This window comes from Planococcus sp. TJ-301 (assembly GCF_058268475.1).
This window is the reverse complement of record NZ_JBZDOH010000004.1, coordinates 189,129-205,337: the sequence shown is the minus strand read 5'-3', so window position 1 is coordinate 205,337 and position 16,209 is coordinate 189,129. Positions and strand designations below refer to the sequence as shown.

Annotated in this window: 14 protein-coding genes; 5 read left to right on the top strand and 9 right to left on the bottom strand. The window is 44.6% G+C overall.

What is annotated here, in order from left to right:
• Positions 1-310 precede the first annotated feature (310 nt).
• Positions 311-1,213 (bottom strand): DMT family transporter, encoded by a 903-nt coding sequence (locus AC4EHJ_RS15795; RefSeq protein ID WP_490976563.1) that lies wholly within the window; start codon positions 1,211-1,213, stop codon positions 311-313.
• Positions 1,214-1,327: 114 nt separating this feature from the next.
• Between AC4EHJ_RS15795 and AC4EHJ_RS15790 the strand changes: the two genes are divergently transcribed.
• Together AC4EHJ_RS15790 and AC4EHJ_RS15785 are read left to right on the top strand one after the other, a co-directional pair.
• The gene (locus AC4EHJ_RS15790) at positions 1,328-2,059 is read left to right on the top strand and encodes an MgtC/SapB family protein (RefSeq protein WP_490976562.1); all 732 of its coding nucleotides are present in this window, start codon (positions 1,328-1,330) and stop codon (positions 2,057-2,059) included.
• Between the two features lie 12 nt (positions 2,060-2,071).
• Positions 2,072-3,067: a cation diffusion facilitator family transporter gene (locus AC4EHJ_RS15785; RefSeq protein WP_490976561.1), complete on the top strand. Its 996-nt coding sequence runs from the start codon at positions 2,072-2,074 to the stop codon at positions 3,065-3,067.
• Positions 3,068-3,102: 35 nt separating this feature from the next.
• On the opposite strand, the gene AC4EHJ_RS15780 is transcribed toward AC4EHJ_RS15785, so the two are convergent.
• The 4 genes from AC4EHJ_RS15780 to pruA all read right to left on the bottom strand — a co-directional run bounded on the left by AC4EHJ_RS15780 (position 3,103) and on the right by pruA (position 8,504).
• Positions 3,103-4,266, bottom strand: coding sequence for an iron-containing alcohol dehydrogenase (locus tag AC4EHJ_RS15780; RefSeq protein ID WP_490976560.1), 1,164 nt, complete (start codon positions 4,264-4,266; stop codon positions 3,103-3,105).
• A 94-nt stretch (positions 4,267-4,360) separates the two neighbouring features.
• Positions 4,361-5,605 carry a Glu/Leu/Phe/Val family dehydrogenase gene (locus tag AC4EHJ_RS15775; RefSeq protein ID WP_490976559.1) on the bottom strand — a complete coding sequence of 415 codons (1,245 nt, stop codon included), beginning with the start codon at positions 5,603-5,605 and terminating at the stop codon, positions 4,361-4,363.
• Positions 5,606-5,688: 83 nt separating this feature from the next.
• Positions 5,689-6,882: an ornithine--oxo-acid transaminase gene (locus AC4EHJ_RS15770; protein WP_490976558.1), complete on the bottom strand. Its 1,194-nt coding sequence runs from the start codon at positions 6,880-6,882 to the stop codon at positions 5,689-5,691.
• Positions 6,883-6,959: 77 nt separating this feature from the next.
• A complete protein-coding gene (pruA, locus tag AC4EHJ_RS15765) occupies positions 6,960-8,504 on the bottom strand; it encodes an L-glutamate gamma-semialdehyde dehydrogenase (protein WP_490976557.1) in 1,545 nt (514 codons plus the stop codon).
• A gap of 138 nt (positions 8,505-8,642) precedes the next feature.
• Between pruA and AC4EHJ_RS15760 the strand changes: the two genes are divergently transcribed.
• Positions 8,643-9,956, top strand: a complete 1,314-nt coding sequence (locus AC4EHJ_RS15760) for an AAA-type ATPase lid domain-containing protein (protein WP_490976556.1) — start codon at positions 8,643-8,645, stop codon at positions 9,954-9,956.
• Positions 9,957-10,123: 167 nt separating this feature from the next.
• Here the strand turns inward: AC4EHJ_RS15760 and yugI are convergent, their stop codons facing one another.
• Together yugI and AC4EHJ_RS15750 are read right to left on the bottom strand one after the other, a co-directional pair.
• On the bottom strand, positions 10,124-10,495 hold the full coding sequence (gene yugI / locus AC4EHJ_RS15755) for a S1 domain-containing post-transcriptional regulator GSP13 (protein WP_490976555.1): 372 nt from the start codon (positions 10,493-10,495) through the stop codon (positions 10,124-10,126).
• A gap of 88 nt (positions 10,496-10,583) precedes the next feature.
• The gene (locus AC4EHJ_RS15750) at positions 10,584-13,172 is read right to left on the bottom strand and encodes an RNA polymerase sigma factor (RefSeq protein ID WP_490976554.1); all 2,589 of its coding nucleotides are present in this window, start codon (positions 13,170-13,172) and stop codon (positions 10,584-10,586) included.
• Between the two features lie 151 nt (positions 13,173-13,323).
• Here AC4EHJ_RS15750 and AC4EHJ_RS15745 point away from each other — a divergent pair, with 151 nt between their 5' ends.
• Positions 13,324-14,658, top strand: a complete 1,335-nt coding sequence (locus AC4EHJ_RS15745; protein ID WP_490976553.1) for a sodium-dependent transporter — start codon at positions 13,324-13,326, stop codon at positions 14,656-14,658.
• Between the two features lie 106 nt (positions 14,659-14,764).
• Positions 14,765-14,980: a helix-turn-helix domain-containing protein gene (locus tag AC4EHJ_RS15740; RefSeq protein ID WP_490976552.1), complete on the top strand. Its 216-nt coding sequence runs from the start codon at positions 14,765-14,767 to the stop codon at positions 14,978-14,980.
• Between the two features lie 37 nt (positions 14,981-15,017).
• Here AC4EHJ_RS15740 and AC4EHJ_RS15735 read toward each other — a convergent pair whose 3' ends face one another.
• Together AC4EHJ_RS15735 and AC4EHJ_RS15730 are read right to left on the bottom strand one after the other, a co-directional pair.
• A complete protein-coding gene (locus tag AC4EHJ_RS15735) occupies positions 15,018-15,263 on the bottom strand; it encodes a DUF1871 family protein (protein WP_490976551.1) in 246 nt (81 codons plus the stop codon).
• Positions 15,264-15,402: 139 nt separating this feature from the next.
• The gene (locus AC4EHJ_RS15730) at positions 15,403-16,119 is read right to left on the bottom strand and encodes a peptidylprolyl isomerase (RefSeq protein WP_490976550.1); all 717 of its coding nucleotides are present in this window, start codon (positions 16,117-16,119) and stop codon (positions 15,403-15,405) included.
• Positions 16,120-16,209 lie beyond the last annotated feature (90 nt).

Sequence of the window (16,209 nt, the reverse complement as noted above, 5' to 3'; positions counted from 1 at the left end):
GCCAGGATCAAACTCTCCATTATAGAGTAGTGTTGATTGCTCAATACTGCTGGCGCATCGCCGTCCGAAGACGCACGATTCGCTTTGATCTGCACAAGGCTGATCAGTAAGTTTTGCGCAGGCCGTTTTGCGCGGCCGTTGCGTGTTGTTGACGTTTTGCTGTTCAGTTTTCAAGGTTCAAGTTGTATGCCGCGCTCATTGGCGACTTTATCAATATATCCTGTTGGCGACTGGAAGTCAATACTATTTTAAAATATTTTTCCAGGCGTCTTAAGGACATGTATTAATATAAACCGTAGAGCAAATTAAATCAAGCCTTTTCCCTAAAAAACTTGGATTTAATTTTTTTGAAGTCCGCGACAAACAAAATGATCCCCGCCAGTACAATGCTCCCACCTATTATCTGAGACGCACTGAGAAGTTCCCCAAGGATGAAATATGCCAGAATTGCCGCTCCTACCGGCTCAAACAAGATGGCAATTGAAATGACATTCGTACTCACCCATTTCAATGACCAATTGAAAAGCGTGTGCCCCAGCAGGTTCGGAATAATCGCCAGCAGCAAAAACCACATCCATTCGGAAGCTGGGTAGGGTCCAAATGACTCGCCCTTAACTATGATATAGAAGAATAACGTTATCGTGCTGACGCTATAAACGACAAACGTGTATGTAACCAGTGAGAGTCTTTTTCGAACATCTTGGCCAAAAAGCAGATAAGCTGTTATTAAGGCGCAGGCAATCAGCGCTAGCATATCACCGTAAAGCGCCATCCCACTAATTTTAAAATCACCGTAACCGATCAGCACGCTGCCGGCGACTGCGATTGCTCCGGAAACAAGTGTCTTAATGGACAACCGCTCTTTGAAGAAAAAATATGTGCCCGCAAAAGCGAATAGCGGCTGGAGCGTAACCAGCACTGTTGAACTAGCGACTGATGTATAATTCAGCGATTCAAACCATAAGATGAAATGAAATGCTAAAAAAATTCCTGCTATTGATGTAAATAGCCAGTCCCTCTTGCTTAGCTTCCTAATTTCCGGGGTATATTTCATTAAGAATACCGGGCTCATGATTAGGATTGAGAAAAGCATTCGATAGAAAGCTGTTACTCCTGAATCAGCGGATGTCATTTTCACGAATATCGCTGAGAGTGCAACTGAAAAAACACCGATGATGATCGGGATGAATGGATTGATTGCTGGTTTTTCCATGGCGAAGCCCCTTTTCGGTTGGTGTGCCAAACTATAAGAAACAAAATTAACTTCTTTCAGTTTGACAGTTTCCGAATTCTTTATCAATCCCGCATTATGGAAGGAGGACATTAAATGGATTTTCTGGATGCACTTCACATCTCCTCCTACGAAACTTTCCTCAAGCTGTTGATCGCCGCCGCTCTAAGTTTAGTCATTGGACTTGAAAGGGAATTGAAAAGGAAGCCGGTTGGGTTGAAGACAAGCGTAGTGATTGCCACATTCAGCTGTCTGCTGACAATCATTTCGATTGAAACTGCCTACCTTGCTGAAGGCAGTGAGAATGAAGGCGTCAATATTACAATGGATCCACTGCGGCTCGCTGCCCAAATCGTTTCGGGCATCGGTTTTCTTGGCGCCGGTGTCATTCTTAAGCGCGGCAATGATTCGATATCCGGATTGACGACAGCTGCGATGATTTGGGGAGCTGGGGGAATCGGCATTGCCGTGGCAGCCGGTTTTTACATTGAGGCATTTTTCGCAGTAGCCATTATTCTTTTCGGTATCGAAGCATTAGCCCCTCTCCTATTCAAATTCGGCCCAAAGCGCTTGCGTATGGTGGAGGCCAGCATTAAAGTTTTCGTTTCCGACACTGAGTCTTTCCCTATCATCGCAAAAGAGATAAAATCAAAAGGAGTGATTATCGAATCGCTTTCAATTTTCCATCAGGAAAGCGATAACGGAAGTATCCTCCATCAATTGGCGATGAGAGTGTCTTACTATCACACCAAAGAAACAATAAGCCTATATCAAGAAATCATGGCCATCAATAAGGTCGAGGAAGTTGATATTGAGCTGATCAATTAAGGAGGAAAGAGAATGGGAGAATTTTTCACATTATTAAAAGGCGGGAACAAGCCGTCCTTATTCGCCGCAGTCATCAATACTTTTATCGCAATTATGAAAGGTGTCGCGTTCTTCTTTACTGGAAACGTGGCGATGTTCGCCGAAACGATGCACTCGATCGGCGATGCAGCAAATCAATACTTCGTCTTCATCGGTTCCGCATTATCTAAAAAAGCGCCGACTAAACAATTTCCAAATGGTTTTGGCCGATTGCTCAATATCGTTCTTCTTGGTGCCGTATTAATTGTCGGTATCATGGCATATGAAACGATTATCGAAGGCTGGCACCAGATGACGCATCCAGTAGAAGCTGAAGGATTTATTATCAGTGTTGTCGTCTTGATTATTGCCATCCTCCTGGAAACATTTGTCCTTTACAAAGCTGGCAAGGAAGTTTTGCATGAAGCCGGCGTCAAAGGCGGAGCACTTGCTCCCCTCACGACAAGTTTCTCACATTTGAATCGTGCTAAACCCGCGACTAAACTCGTGTTCCTTGAAGATTTAGTTGCAACTTCAGGCGGCATCTTGGCATTAGTAGCCATTCTGATTGCACATTATACCGGCTTCCTTGCAATTGAAGGTGCCGCTTCTATCGCTATCGGATTGATGATGTTCTATGTAGTCACCAAAGTATTTTTAGACAATGCACGCGGCGCTATCGGAGAAACTGATGAGCAGATGGTAAATCATATCGCTCACATCCTGACAGATCAAGCAGCTGTTAGAGATATCAAAAAACTTGAAGTTGTCAAAGAAGGCGAATTCCTTCATGTGAAAACAATCGTGGAAATCGATGCATCGCTGACCGTAGCCGAAGCAGATGCTTTGCAAGATCGTTTAGCTGATATTCTTTTGAACCAGCCAAATGTTGACGATGTTATTGTGTCGCTTGACGCGGACGATGGTGAAACGCATTGGACGCATGTCAGCAAGCGCCCTGAATCCTTAACAACATTGCAAACCAAATAAAAAAAGATTGGGCACATAATGTGCCCAATCTTTTTTTATAGTGAAGCTGTTAAGATTTCTTTTACGTCCTGGCCCTGCAATTTGTTGAAATTGCCAAACTCTCCGTAGACCATGGCTTTTTCAGCCATCAAGTCTATCTTAGAGCCATCAATTTCATAATCCGCTAAGCGTGTAGGTGCTCCAAGGGACGTCCAGAATGCGCTCATGCGCTCGATTCCTTCCAATGCCGCCTCTTCGTCCGATTTGCCTTCTCTTTCAACATCGAAGACACGTTCAGCCATTTGCGCAAAGCGCGCTGGATTTACTTTGATGTTGTGGCGCATCCACTGCGGAAATAGAATAGCTAAGCCTCCAGCATGCGGTATATCGTAAACTGCCGAAACGGCATGTTCGATATTGTGTGTAGCCCAGTCTCCGTTATAACCCATTTGCAGGAAGTTGTTCAATCCCATCGTTCCTGCGAATAAGATCGTTTCACGGTGCTCATAGCTTTGAATATCTTCCAATAATTTCGGAGCCGTTTCAACTACTGCCTTCAATACCCCTTCGCACATCCGGTCCTGTACGGGTGTGTTTGTGGCATTATTGAAATATTGCTCAAAAATATGGGACATCATATCGACAATGCCATATACCGTATGGTCTTTAGGCACGGACATCGTATAAGTAGGGTCAAGAATTGAGAATTTCGGGAATGACAATGGGCTTCCCCAGCCGTATTTTTCTTGTGTTTCTTCATTCGTGATAACCGATCCGGAGTTCATCTCTGAACCTGTTGCCGCCAAAGTCAAAACAGTGCCGAACGGCAATGCCTCTTTAGGCTGAGCTTTGCGTGATACGAAATCCCACGCGTCGCCATCGTATGCTGCGCCGCATGCAATCAGTTTCGTACAGTCAATAACAGAACCGCCGCCTACCGCCAGAAGCATATCAATGCCTTCTTTTTTGCAGATTTCAATGCCTTTGCGCGCAGTCGAAATCCGTGGATTCGGTTCTACTCCACCTAATTCAAAAACTTCAAGGTCTGCTTCAGCTAAAGTAGCAATTACTTCTTCGTAAAGGCCATTCTTTTTGATGCTGCCTCCACCATAAACTACCAAGACTTTATTACCATATTTAGGTAATTCTTTTTTAACTTCTTTCAATTGCCCTTTACCAAAAATTAACTTAACCGGGTTGTGAAATGAAAATGCATTCATCTAATCATCCTCCTCTTCTTTTTCTATTATGTAGATTTCCCTATTAAAACACAAAAAAACCGCTCGGGAAGAACCCGAACGGTCTTTTATCATCTTATACCCATCCACGGAAGCGTGCAGCTTCAGCGGTTCTACGAGCTCCGACCATATAAGCGGCTAAACGCATATCAATATTGCGTGTAGTAGCAACGTTGTAGACATTTTCAAACGCATCAACCAGTTTTTTAGTCAGCTTTTCATCCACTTCTTCTTGCGTCCAGTAATAACCTTGGTTATTTTGAACCCACTCAAAGTACGAAACTGTTACTCCGCCTGAACTAGCCAATACATCCGGCACAAGGAGAATTCCACGTTCAGTCAGAATTTTCGTTGCTTCCGAAGTTGTTGGCCCGTTCGCCGCTTCCACGACGATTGAAGCTTTGATATCATGTGCATTTTCAGCTGTAATTTGGTTGGCAATCGCTGCTGGAACAAGGATATCACAATCCAATTCAAACAGTTCTTTGTTTGAAATCGTGTTATCGAATAACGTTGTCACCGTACCGAAGCTATCGCGGCGGTCTAGCAAATATTCAACATCCAAGCCGTTCGGATCATGTAATGCGCCGTAAGCGTCAGAAATTCCGACAACTATCGCGCCTTGATCATGAAGGAACTTCGCTAAGAAGCTTCCTGCATTGCCGAACCCTTGAATTACTACCCGAGCGCCTTTAATTTCAAGGCCGCGTTTTTTAGCAGCTTCATTAATAACAATGGTTACACCTTGAGCAGTCGCTTTATCCCGGCCTTGAGATCCACCAAGGACAATCGGTTTCCCCGTAATGAATCCAGGTGAATTGAATTCATCAATTTTGCTGTATTCATCGAACATCCACGCCATGATCTGCGAGTTTGTGAAAACGTCCGGAGCCGGAATATCTTTGTTCGGCCCCACGATTTGGCTGATGGCACGGACATAGCCGCGGCTCAGTTTCTCGATTTCATGCATGGACATTTCTCTCGGGTCACAGATAATGCCGCCTTTTCCTCCGCCATAAGGAAGATCGACGATTCCACATTTCAATGTCATCCACATAGAAAGCGCCATAACTTCTTCCCGGTTTACGTCAGGATGGAAACGCACTCCGCCTTTTGTAGGCCCGACTGCATCGTTATGCTGTGCACGGAATCCTGTAAACACTTTTGTTTTTCCATCGTCCATGCGAACTGGAATTCGAACTTCCATAATACGCATAGGTTCTTTTAAAAGTTCATACATCGATTCTTCGTATCCGAGTTTATCCAACGCAGTTCTAATAACGTTCTGAGTTGACGTCAACAAGTTCAAGTTTTCAGCCATTGTTTTAATTCGCCTCTTTATATTTAATAGTAATTACTCGAAACTAGTGTAACATATCCAGCTTGTTGCGTGCTAGAAAGTCATTAATTTGAAAATACTTTTTGAATACGTTCGATTGCCCAATCAAGTTCATCTTTTGAAATGATCAATGGCGGAGCAAAACGGATAACCGTATCATGCGTTTCTTTGCACAATAAACCAAGTTCCTTCAGTTGTTCGCAATAAGGACGCGCTGCTTCAGTCAATTCCATACCGATGAACAATCCACGGCCGCGCACTTCTTTAATAGAGGGATGTTGGATTTCACGTAATTTGCCAATAAAGTATTCGCCTAGTTCTTGCGAACGATCAGCTAACTTTTCATTTTGCAGCACTTCAAGCGAAGCGATTGATACTGCACAAGCAAGCGGGTTTCCGCCGAAAGTCGAACCGTGTGATCCTGGGTTAAAGACATTCAAGATTTCATGGTCAGCGACGACACAAGAAATCGGGAACACTCCGCCTCCAAGTGCTTTGCCCAATATGTACATATCCGGCTCAACATCTTCCCATTCACAAGCGAACATTTTACCAGTACGCGCAAGCCCACACTGAATTTCGTCAGCAATGAACAATACGTTGTTTTCGCGGCATAATTCTCTTGCAGCCTTCAAGAAGCCTTCTTCTGGCATCACAATGCCCGCTTCGCCTTGAATCGGCTCAATCAAAAATGCAGCAGTGTTTGGCGTAATTGCATTTTTCAATGCTTCCAAATCGCTGTAAGGAATAATTTTAATGCCTGGAAGCATTGGTCCGAAGCCTCTTCTATAATCAGGGTCTGACGATAAAGAAACAGCAGTCATTGTACGGCCATGGAAGTTGCCTTCGCAAGCAATGATTTCAGCTTGATCTTTTTCAACGCCCTTTACGTCATATGCCCAGCGGCGAGCAGCTTTGAATGCTGTTTCTACAGCTTCTGCACCAGTGTTCATCGGCAAAGCCATTTCCTTACCAGAAATTTTACAGATCAATTCATACCAAGGAGCCAGCATATCGTTATGGAATGCGCGTGAAGTCAATGTAACGCGGTCAGCTTGGTCTTTCAATGCCTGGATGATTTTCGGATGGCGGTGGCCTTGGTTGACAGCGGAATATGCTGAAAGCATGTCCATAAATTTATTGCCTTCCGGATCCTTTACCCAAACCCCTTCCGCTTCAGTGATGACGATTGGCAGCGGATGATAGTTCGGTGCACCGAATTTTTCTGTTTGTTCAATAATTTCTTGAGTTTTTGTCATTAAAATTCCTCCTTTTTTTAAAAAAGGCAGACTAATAAGTCCGCCTTTTAATGAATAATTATACCACCTAGTGATTCTTAATACATTTCAGAAGTTGTTTTTGCTTGCATATGAAGACCCAGGTAATCCGGTCCACCAGCTTTTGAGTCAGTTCCAGACATGTTGAATCCGCCGAACGACTGGTAGCCGACGATTGCGCCTGTGCATCCACGGTTGAAGTACAAGTTGCCTACGTGGAATTCTTCACGTGCGTATTCAAGGTGTTCACGGTTGTTTGTGATAACTCCGCCAGTCAAGCCGTATTCCGTATTGTTGGCAATATCGATTGCCTCTTTAAAGTCTTTCGCTTTTGTGAAGCCGACAACCGGTCCGAAAATTTCTTCCTGCATTACGCGGTCAGTTGGTCCAAGATCAGCAATGACAGTCGGGTTCACGAAGAATCCTTTAGAATCGTCGCCAGTTCCACCCGCAGCAACGCGGCCTTCTTCTTTGCCGATTTCAATATAGCTCATGATTTTTTTGTATGAGTTTGAATCAATAACAGGGCCCATGTAATTAGATTGGTCAGTCGGGTTGCCGATTGTCAATTCGTTCGTCAATTCGATGACTCGTTCAAGAACTTCGTCGTAAACGTCTTCAACGACAACCGCACGTGATCCTGCAGAACATTTTTGTCCGCTGAAACCGAATGCAGATTTGACAATCGATTGTGCAGCAAGCTCAAGATCTGCTTCTTTATCGATTACCATTGTGTTTTTCCCGCCCATTTCAGCAATCAGGCGCTTCATCCAAACTTGTCCTTCATTCACTTTTGCAGAACGGTCAGCAATTCTTAGGCCAACTTCTTTTGAACCAGTGAAAGAGATGAAACGAGTTTTCGGGTGGTCTACCAAGTAGTCCCCTACTTCAGAGCCAGGTCCAGGAATAAAGTTGACGACGCCTGCAGGCATGCCCGCTTCTTCAAGAACTTCAATGAATTTATAAGCTACAACTGGAGTTGTCGAAGCTGGTTTCAACAAAACTGTGTTTCCTGTAACCATTGCAGCAACAGTCGTTCCTGCCATGATCGCAAAAGCAAAGTTCCATGGAGAAATGACAACGCCTACTCCAAGAGGAATGTAATCGTAGCGGTTGTCTTCGCCTGGACGGCTCTGGATTGGCATGCCGTCTTTCATTTCAAGCATTTGGTGAGCATAGTATGTCAAGAAGTCGATTGCTTCAGCTGTATCAGCATCCGCTTCGTTCCATGGCTTACCTGCTTCTTTTGTAAGAAGCGCAGAAAATTCATGCTTGCGGCGGCGAACAATCGCTGCAGCTTTTAACAAAACATCAGCGCGAACTTCCGGTTTTACTTTTTTCCACGTTTTGAATGCTTCAAGAGCGCTTTGCATAGCCTTTTCAGCTAATTCTTTATTTGATTTAGAAACACGGCCGATCACTTCTTCTTTATTAGCAGGGTTGAATGAAACAATTTTGTCTTCTGTTGTAATGCGTTCTCCACCAATAACCAAAGGGTAGTCTTGGCCTAAGTATGCCTCAACTGTTTTAAGTCCAGCTAGGTAGGCAGTACGGTTTTTCTCAATTGAGAAGTCTGTAAATGGTTCGTGTTTGTAGGGAATCATGTGAATCCTCCTTGGATTTGATACAAGCGCAAAAAAAGTTTGCACTTATATTCTATTTACATATATAATAATGCAAAAGATTGTTGCATTAATCAAGTCTTTTCTATTAAAAAGTTAAAAATATTTTGAGGTGATTTTTTGAAAACCGTTGAGAAAGACTTGTTGCCGTTCTACCATTTCGCTGCAGAACACGCGGCAGTCGGCATCCACGCGATTGATTTGAAAGGCAAGACGATATTTTATAACCAAAAAATGAGAGAAATTGAAGGGTTCGATTACGAAGAATTGGCTGATCGTTCACTGCTTGAATTATTTCGTTTTGATCACCACGAAAGCACATTGCTGCAGGTGCTGCAATCTGGAAAAGCAGTCTTAAATGTCAAACAGACGTATTGGAACCGCAAAGGCCAGGAAATCACCACCATCAACGACACCCATCCAGTCTTCGGCAATAATGTGTTGGTTGGCGCCATTGAAATGTCCCGGGATGTCACAAAGCTGGAAAAGGTCGTCTACCAGCCGCTTAAAAGATACGAAGAGCCGATCACGTTTTCAAGCATCACTGCAATTTCGGAGAGTATGAGAAAAGTGATTCAGACAGCCGAAAAAGCTGCGACATTAAAGCTGCCAGTTTTATTGGTGGGCGAATCCGGCACTGGAAAAGAATTGATCGCTGAGTCAATCCATTCAGCATCTTCTTCCAGCGGCCAGCTATTCACCTTGTATTGCCACGGCACCGATAGTGAATTGATCGACCGGCTACAGGAAGATTTGGCAGATACGCCGCACAGAACTGTTTATTGCGAACGCATCGACTTGCTGCCCTTGCCTTTGCAATCCCATTTGCTGCAGATGGCGAAAGAGCTCTCCAATCAGAACACTTATTTCATCGCCAGTGTCGGTGAAGATCCAGTAGAGCTGATCGCTTCACAAAAATTGTCGAAAGAACTCTATTATTTCTTTTCAGCTATGACCATCCAACTCGAACCGCTCCGAAACCGAAAAGAAGATATTATGCCTTTTGTCTATGATTATTTGTCCAGGCACCGCATGAAATTCGGTTCCATGGTACGCAGTTTGACGAAAGAAGCCGAAGAAATGTTCTTGTCCTACGATTGGCCAGGCAATTTAAAGGAACTTGAATTGCTGCTCGACGAAGCGACGTCTCTTTTAACCACCGAAGAGTCGCTTACGGCAGAATTGCTCCCACAGCATTTTAAATGGAAAACAATGAACAAGCATGCTTTAAACCCTGAGGACTTCATCGTCCATTCCGGCAAGGAATTGCTGCCGCTCGATGATTATTTGCAGGAAGCGGAAAGCTATTATCTGAAGAAAGCGATGGACCTCCATGGCGGCAATGTCACGAAAGCTGCTGCCGCACTTGGCATGAGCCGGCAAAACCTGCAATATAGATTGCGGAAAATCAAAAAAAACGAAGCGCAGACATAGTGTCTGCGCTTCGTTTTTTTGTTGCGCCTAAGCGCTTCTGTTTTCTTACTGTCTAGCTCCAGCGGCCAGTTTCTCGGGTCATAAGCCAGCCCAGCTGGGTGGCAAAAAGCGCCACTTCGCCGGTCTGTCTTATGCCTGTCAAACCTAAGCGGCCGCTTCCGCTTTTCTTACTGACCAGAACGTTTGATCCACTCTTGCATTTTGTCTTTCAAAGAGTTGAATCCTTCAGAATCACTTTCGTTTACGTGTGATTGAAGAGATTGTTTTGGTTTTTCAGTGCGCTGAGCTGCTGGTGGCTGCTCTTGTAGTGCACGGATTGACAAGCTGATTTTTTTAGATTTGTCATCAACTTCCAAAACTTTAACGTTAACTTCTTGGCCAACTGCCAAGTATTCGCTAACTTCTTTAACATAGCCATGCGTGATTTCTGAGATGTGGACCAATCCTTGAGTCTGATCGTCCAATGCTACGAATGCACCGTATGGCTGAATTCCTGTTACTTTACCTGTTACTGTGTCGCCTGTTTGAAAATTTGTCATTTTATACCCGCTCCTAGTCTTATCTAATTATCCTGTACACCTTATTGGCATCTGTAAATTATAGCACAGAATGGACAGCAGAGTAAAATCAATACATATTCAAGTCTCCAAAACGCCAGCCTGATGGGGTTTTGACCATTGTTAATTGGCTGATGTTCATGTCGGCGCCTTCGCTTGAACCTTCGAATTGGAAGGTTCCATTTTCTCTGCCGCCATTGTTGTAAAATGGATCGCTGTAAAAAGCAACGTTCATCGCCGCAGAAAATGCCGGAACGCCCCTTCCTTCGAGCTGCATTATAAGATTATCCATGCCTTGCGCCTCTTCTTCGAAAAGCGCAGCGAGCATATCCAAGTTTTTTTCTTCGTAGGCTTTCAAAAGCAACCCGCCGATTTCACCTGGTGAAGCTTTATCCAGCACTTTTTCGTCTAAGTTCCCTTTGAATTCATTGTACAAACCATCCACGTTTTTTATATAAGGCGATTCTTTTTCACTCAAGTCATAGTCTTCATACAGATGATTTTGTACAAGCCATGTTGCATTACCGTCCATGATAAGGCCTGGCGTAAATGTCAGGTAGCTTGTTTCTTCTTTCGGACCAAAAACCGGATACAAAAAGAGGCTGGCTCCTACCCGTGTAATTTGATCTTCACTCACTTCAATCCACCTGATGTAATCTTTGAAGTCGCGTTGCTGGCGCCATACTCGCTTGTATTCAGCGAGCTCCGGTTTCGATTCCTCCGACAGCAGATGCCACATCGTTACAGCGTCTCCGCGAGAATTGGCATGCTGGAAAAGCAGCATCACATCAAGCGGCGGAACATTCTTCAGTAATTCCAGGTCGTGCTGCGCTGAAAATGACTTGTAAAGCTTGTCAATCGATGTGTAATCATGCTGGTCCAATTGAATGATTTCCTGTTCGATTGCAACTTCGCCATTCGGCAATTTAGCTGCAAGCTTGCCGGCTCTTTCCATTTCCATTGCTTCCATGATGGTGTCATGGCTGAGCGCATCATAACTCTCAGAACTCGTCCAACCGCTCGCTTCCATTTCTTCCACAATCGGCATCATCACATAAATCAACGGATTGCCGGCTTGCTGCGCCAACTGCTTCCATGCATCTTGATACTCTTCTTTTACAATTCCTTTCCTGTCAAATATCGATTGCCCTTCCCCGCCTTTCAGCGTCAGAAAAAAAGCTTGCTGAAAAATTAATTCGAAATCCTGGTATAAAGGGGAAGAATCCATGGCTTCGAGCAAAGGGCCTTCAAGTGAGGTAAGAACATACGGCATGTGGCCGAGCGGCTGCATAAGTCCCCTTTCATCAAAATATGGTTCCTCCATCAATAGTCCAACGTAATTGATTGCTTCGTAATCGACACTGAGCAAGCGGCTCGCATGCAGCGCTTCTGTATCCCTCCGCATGATAAAACGCTCTTCCAACGGATGCTTGATAATCGTCAAGCCGCGTTCGCCAAGGGAGTCAAGCAGGTTTTGGACATCTGCCGAGTATTCGCTGCGCCCTGCAAGCAATTTTTCAGCAGACAATTCGCCGTTAACCTCAACTTTCGCAAGTTCCATATCGTTCGCTAGCAAAACCTCTTCCGACAGCATCATCAATTCTTTAGACTTCAGCGCATAATTAACCAGGAATTTCTGCGTTTCAGCGCTCGATAAGAATGCGTCGCTAAAAAGCAGCACCATCTTTTTTGGCGTTTCTATCTGCAACATCAACTCGTCCACTTGCCGCTGCATCTTTTTTTGCTCATTTTTCATTTTTTCGGCATTTTGATTGCTCAACAAGCGCTCCATTTGCTCATCCGCTTTTTTTACGTATTCTAACTGGGTGTATGTTTTTTCATTAATGCCGAGCCGTTTTGGAGATGACTCCCGGATTTCATTGTACTGCTTCTTCCAGCCTTCGAGCATTTCAACGGTGATCTGATTTTCATTTGCCGCTTCAGCTGCTGTCAGTGGCAAATTCGGTTTAGCGTTGTCCATTATAAAAGAAGTGCCGATGACCCCTGCCAAAAACAGCCCGGCTGTGGCGAGGAGCACTTTGCTGCGTTTGGAAACTGGCGCCGGCATCGGGACAGTTTCAGCAAGCTGCGGATTTTTTTCTTCCGCCTCCTCATTTTCCGCAAAGCTGAACTCGATGCGGCTGTAAGACTTCGTGGCAAATTCAAGGCGTTTTTCAGCTGTTGCAGTATCCGATACGTCCAGCCTCTCTTGTAATTGCAGCAATCCGGCCCGCATGCTTTCCTGTGTCTGCAGTTCCGAGCACCCTATTATTCTGCTGATGTCCTGCAGCCGTTTACCCTGCAAATAATGCAGAGTCAACACAATACGCTCCGGCGCATCCAACTCCAAGATTGCTTTGTGAGTTTCCCGGTCTTCAGGAAAGCGGAATATTTCTTCCGAAGCTTCTATACCTCTAGTAAATGGATGTAGGTTCGAAATTGCCGCTTTATATAATTGAACGTCCCTCTCTTCTTGTATATCCAATGCCGTTGAAGAAAAATCCTTGTAAACCGCTTGCTGGAATGCATTTATTTTGTCTTTAGGCACGCCATTTTGAAAGCCGAAACGCATGACTTGTCCTAGCAATCGCGTTGTCCATTCCGATGTCGTCTGTTCTCGCTCATTTCGAATCTGACTCACCTGTTGCTTGGCATCCATTTTAAAAGCCACCTCTTTTGCGTAAATATTCAATCTTCTTCCTTTATTTAATTATTATACACAATAATATGCCCTTGCTTTAAATTGTCTCTATTTTTTTATAGAAGGGTCGTGTAGAATTAAAAAATCCAAATAGTTTAGGAGTGAGAAAATGCAGAAACGTGATCAATGGACATCAAAGCTCGGCTTTATCCTCGCAGCAGCGGGAAGTGCAATCGGCTTAGGGGCAATTTGGAAGTTCCCTTATGAAACCGGTGCAAATGGCGGCAGTGTCTTTATCTTGCTCTTTATCATCAGCACTTTGGCAATCGGCTTGCCGATCTTGCTGGCTGAATTCGTCATCGGTAGACGCGGACAGGCAGATCCTGTCAGCGCATTAAAAAAACAGGCACCAGGAAAACCATGGTTTTTAATCGGTTGGTCTGGACTCTTTTTCTCTTTTATCATCTTATCTTTCTACAGTGTAGTCGGGGGCTGGATTCTTTCTTATCTTGGCCGCTCATTATTGTTCCAGTTATCGAATCTGGGCGACGCTGATTTCGCTGAATTATTCGGTGGCATCATCGGAAATCCGCTAGAAGTTATCCTTGCGCAAGCAGCTTTCATGTTGCTGACAATTTGGATTGTCCAAGGCGGCATCAAGGGCGGCATCGAACGCGCCAGCAAAATCATGATGCCAGGACTGTTAATTTTCCTAGTCATCTTGATGGTTCGTTCATTGACATTGGACGGCGCCATGGAAGGCGTCAAATTCATGTTCGTGCCGGATTGGTCGTTTTTTAATTTCAAAACCGCTTTAATTGCGCTCGGGCAAGCTTTCTTCTCCTTGAGTGTCGGTGTTGCGGGTATGATGACTTATGCATCGTATTTGTCGAAATCCGAGAATCTCTCCCGTTCCGCTGTCAGCGTTGCCGGATTGAACATCCTTATTTCCATCATGGCCGGACTTATCATTTTCCCAGCCGTTTTCGCACTTGGCTATACACCGGATCAAGGGCCTGGATTGGTCTTTATCATCCTTCCGGCCATTTTCGACCAATTATTCATGGGCGGTTTGCTGATGATCATTTTCTTCGTGCTCATGCTATTCGCCACGTTGACTTCATCTATCTCCATGCTTGAAATCGGCGTTTCAATCATCGTAAAAAATAAATTCGATCGCCGCGTCCGCGTAGCATGGCTTTACGGATTGGTCATTTTCCTTTTCGGCATACCTAGCGCTTTGTCGTTTGGTCTTATGTCGCAGCCGTTCATGTTCGGCTATACATTCTTCGATTTCATGGATATTTTGACTAGCCGGATCGGCTTGCCGATTGGCGCATTATTCACTGCCCTTTTTGCCGGCTATGTATTGAAAAAGCACGAAGCTGAAACAGAATTGCCTGGGCAGACAGTTTGGTTCCAAGTATGGCGCGCATTAGTGCGCTACGTTGCTCCTGTAGCCATTATCGTCGTCTTTATCCAAGGAATCCTATCCATTTTCTAAGCACCTATTTGTTCCTAAACTGCCATAAATCCCATCTACTCCAACAGGCAGTTTATGGTATACTTCACTTAATTACATGCAACATTTTGCAAAGGAGTGTATTTATATGAAGAAAGATTTGCACACACAGTTAAAGTTCCTTCGTGAAGAACGCCATTTGTCGCTAGACGAATTAGCGTTGAAAGCACGAATCGGCGTCGCTAGGCTCCAAGCTTATGAATCCGGTGAAGAAGTGCCATCTACACAGACCATCTTGAAACTTTCAAATGCACTTGAAGTGCCAGCATCCAATTTGCTGGACGGTGTAGAAGCAGCTCAATAAAAAAAGCTTTCGGCTAATTAGCCGAAAGCTTTTTTTATTAGATAATGCACTTCGCTTCGTATTTTAAAGCCAGCAACTTATAGGAAATGGCGACGCAATGTTCTAGAGGAATCCATTTATCGAATGTGAATTGGTAGATGCTTTGAATTTGTTTCGCTAAATCGGATGGATCGTCGAGCACATGCAATTGGGCTACAACTTCCACAATTTCCGTATTGTACAAATCCTCGCCAATTGAATAAGGATCCCATTCCCCCAAGACTCTCGCGGCTCTTCTGTTCATTTCACTCATTCCCATTTGTTTTCACCTTACATTTCCATAGTATTAACAGCCATAATAGCACATAAGCAAAAAAAGAGAAGAGCCTATGTCCTGAACTCTTCCCTTAATCATGTGTCGGCTGCTTTGAGTCATTGCAAAGTTATTTGGATAGCACGTCAATTGAAGTGATCGTGACATCTTCAACCGGACGGTCCTGTACTTTTTCGACTGCCGCGATAGCGTCAACCACGTCCATGCCTTCGATGACTTGGCCGAAAACAGTGTGTTTGCCGTCAAGCCACGGCGTTCCGCCCATATCGGAGTACGCTTGCTTCACTCCATCCGGTCGGTCTGAAGAGACGCTATCAGCAGGAGCTTCCTTTGCTTGCACGATGAAGAACTGGCTGCCGTTCGTTCCGGGACCCGCGTTCGCCATCGACAAAGCGCCCCGTAGGTTCAATAAGTTGTCACTGAATTCATCTTCGAACGATTCGCCGTAAATGCTTTCTCCGCCGCCGCCAGTGCCTGTCGGGTCACCGCTTTGCAGCATAAAGTCTTCAATGACACGGTGGAATAATAAACCATCGTAATAGCCTTCTTCCGCGTGGCTCAAAAAGTTTTCAACCGCTTTTGGCGCGTAGTCCGGGAATAATTTTATTTTGATTGTTCCCATCGACGTTTCCATTGCTACCAACTCTTCGTTGTCTGCGACTTCATCGGATAGCTGCGGGTAGATATCCGCGCTTGCCGGTTCTGCCGCTTGGTTCTGTTCGGTTGTTTCAGTTTCTGCCTTTTCTGGCTGTGCTTGCTGTTCTTCTGTGCCGCAAGCGGCCAAAAAGCCAGCCAGCATAATTGCTGCTGTCAATTTCATTTTCATATCGTTCACCCCATCACATTTTATCATATAATATTTGGAATAGGCATGTAATTCCCAGCTCTTTTTTCGTGTAGCGAAATACTATATAAT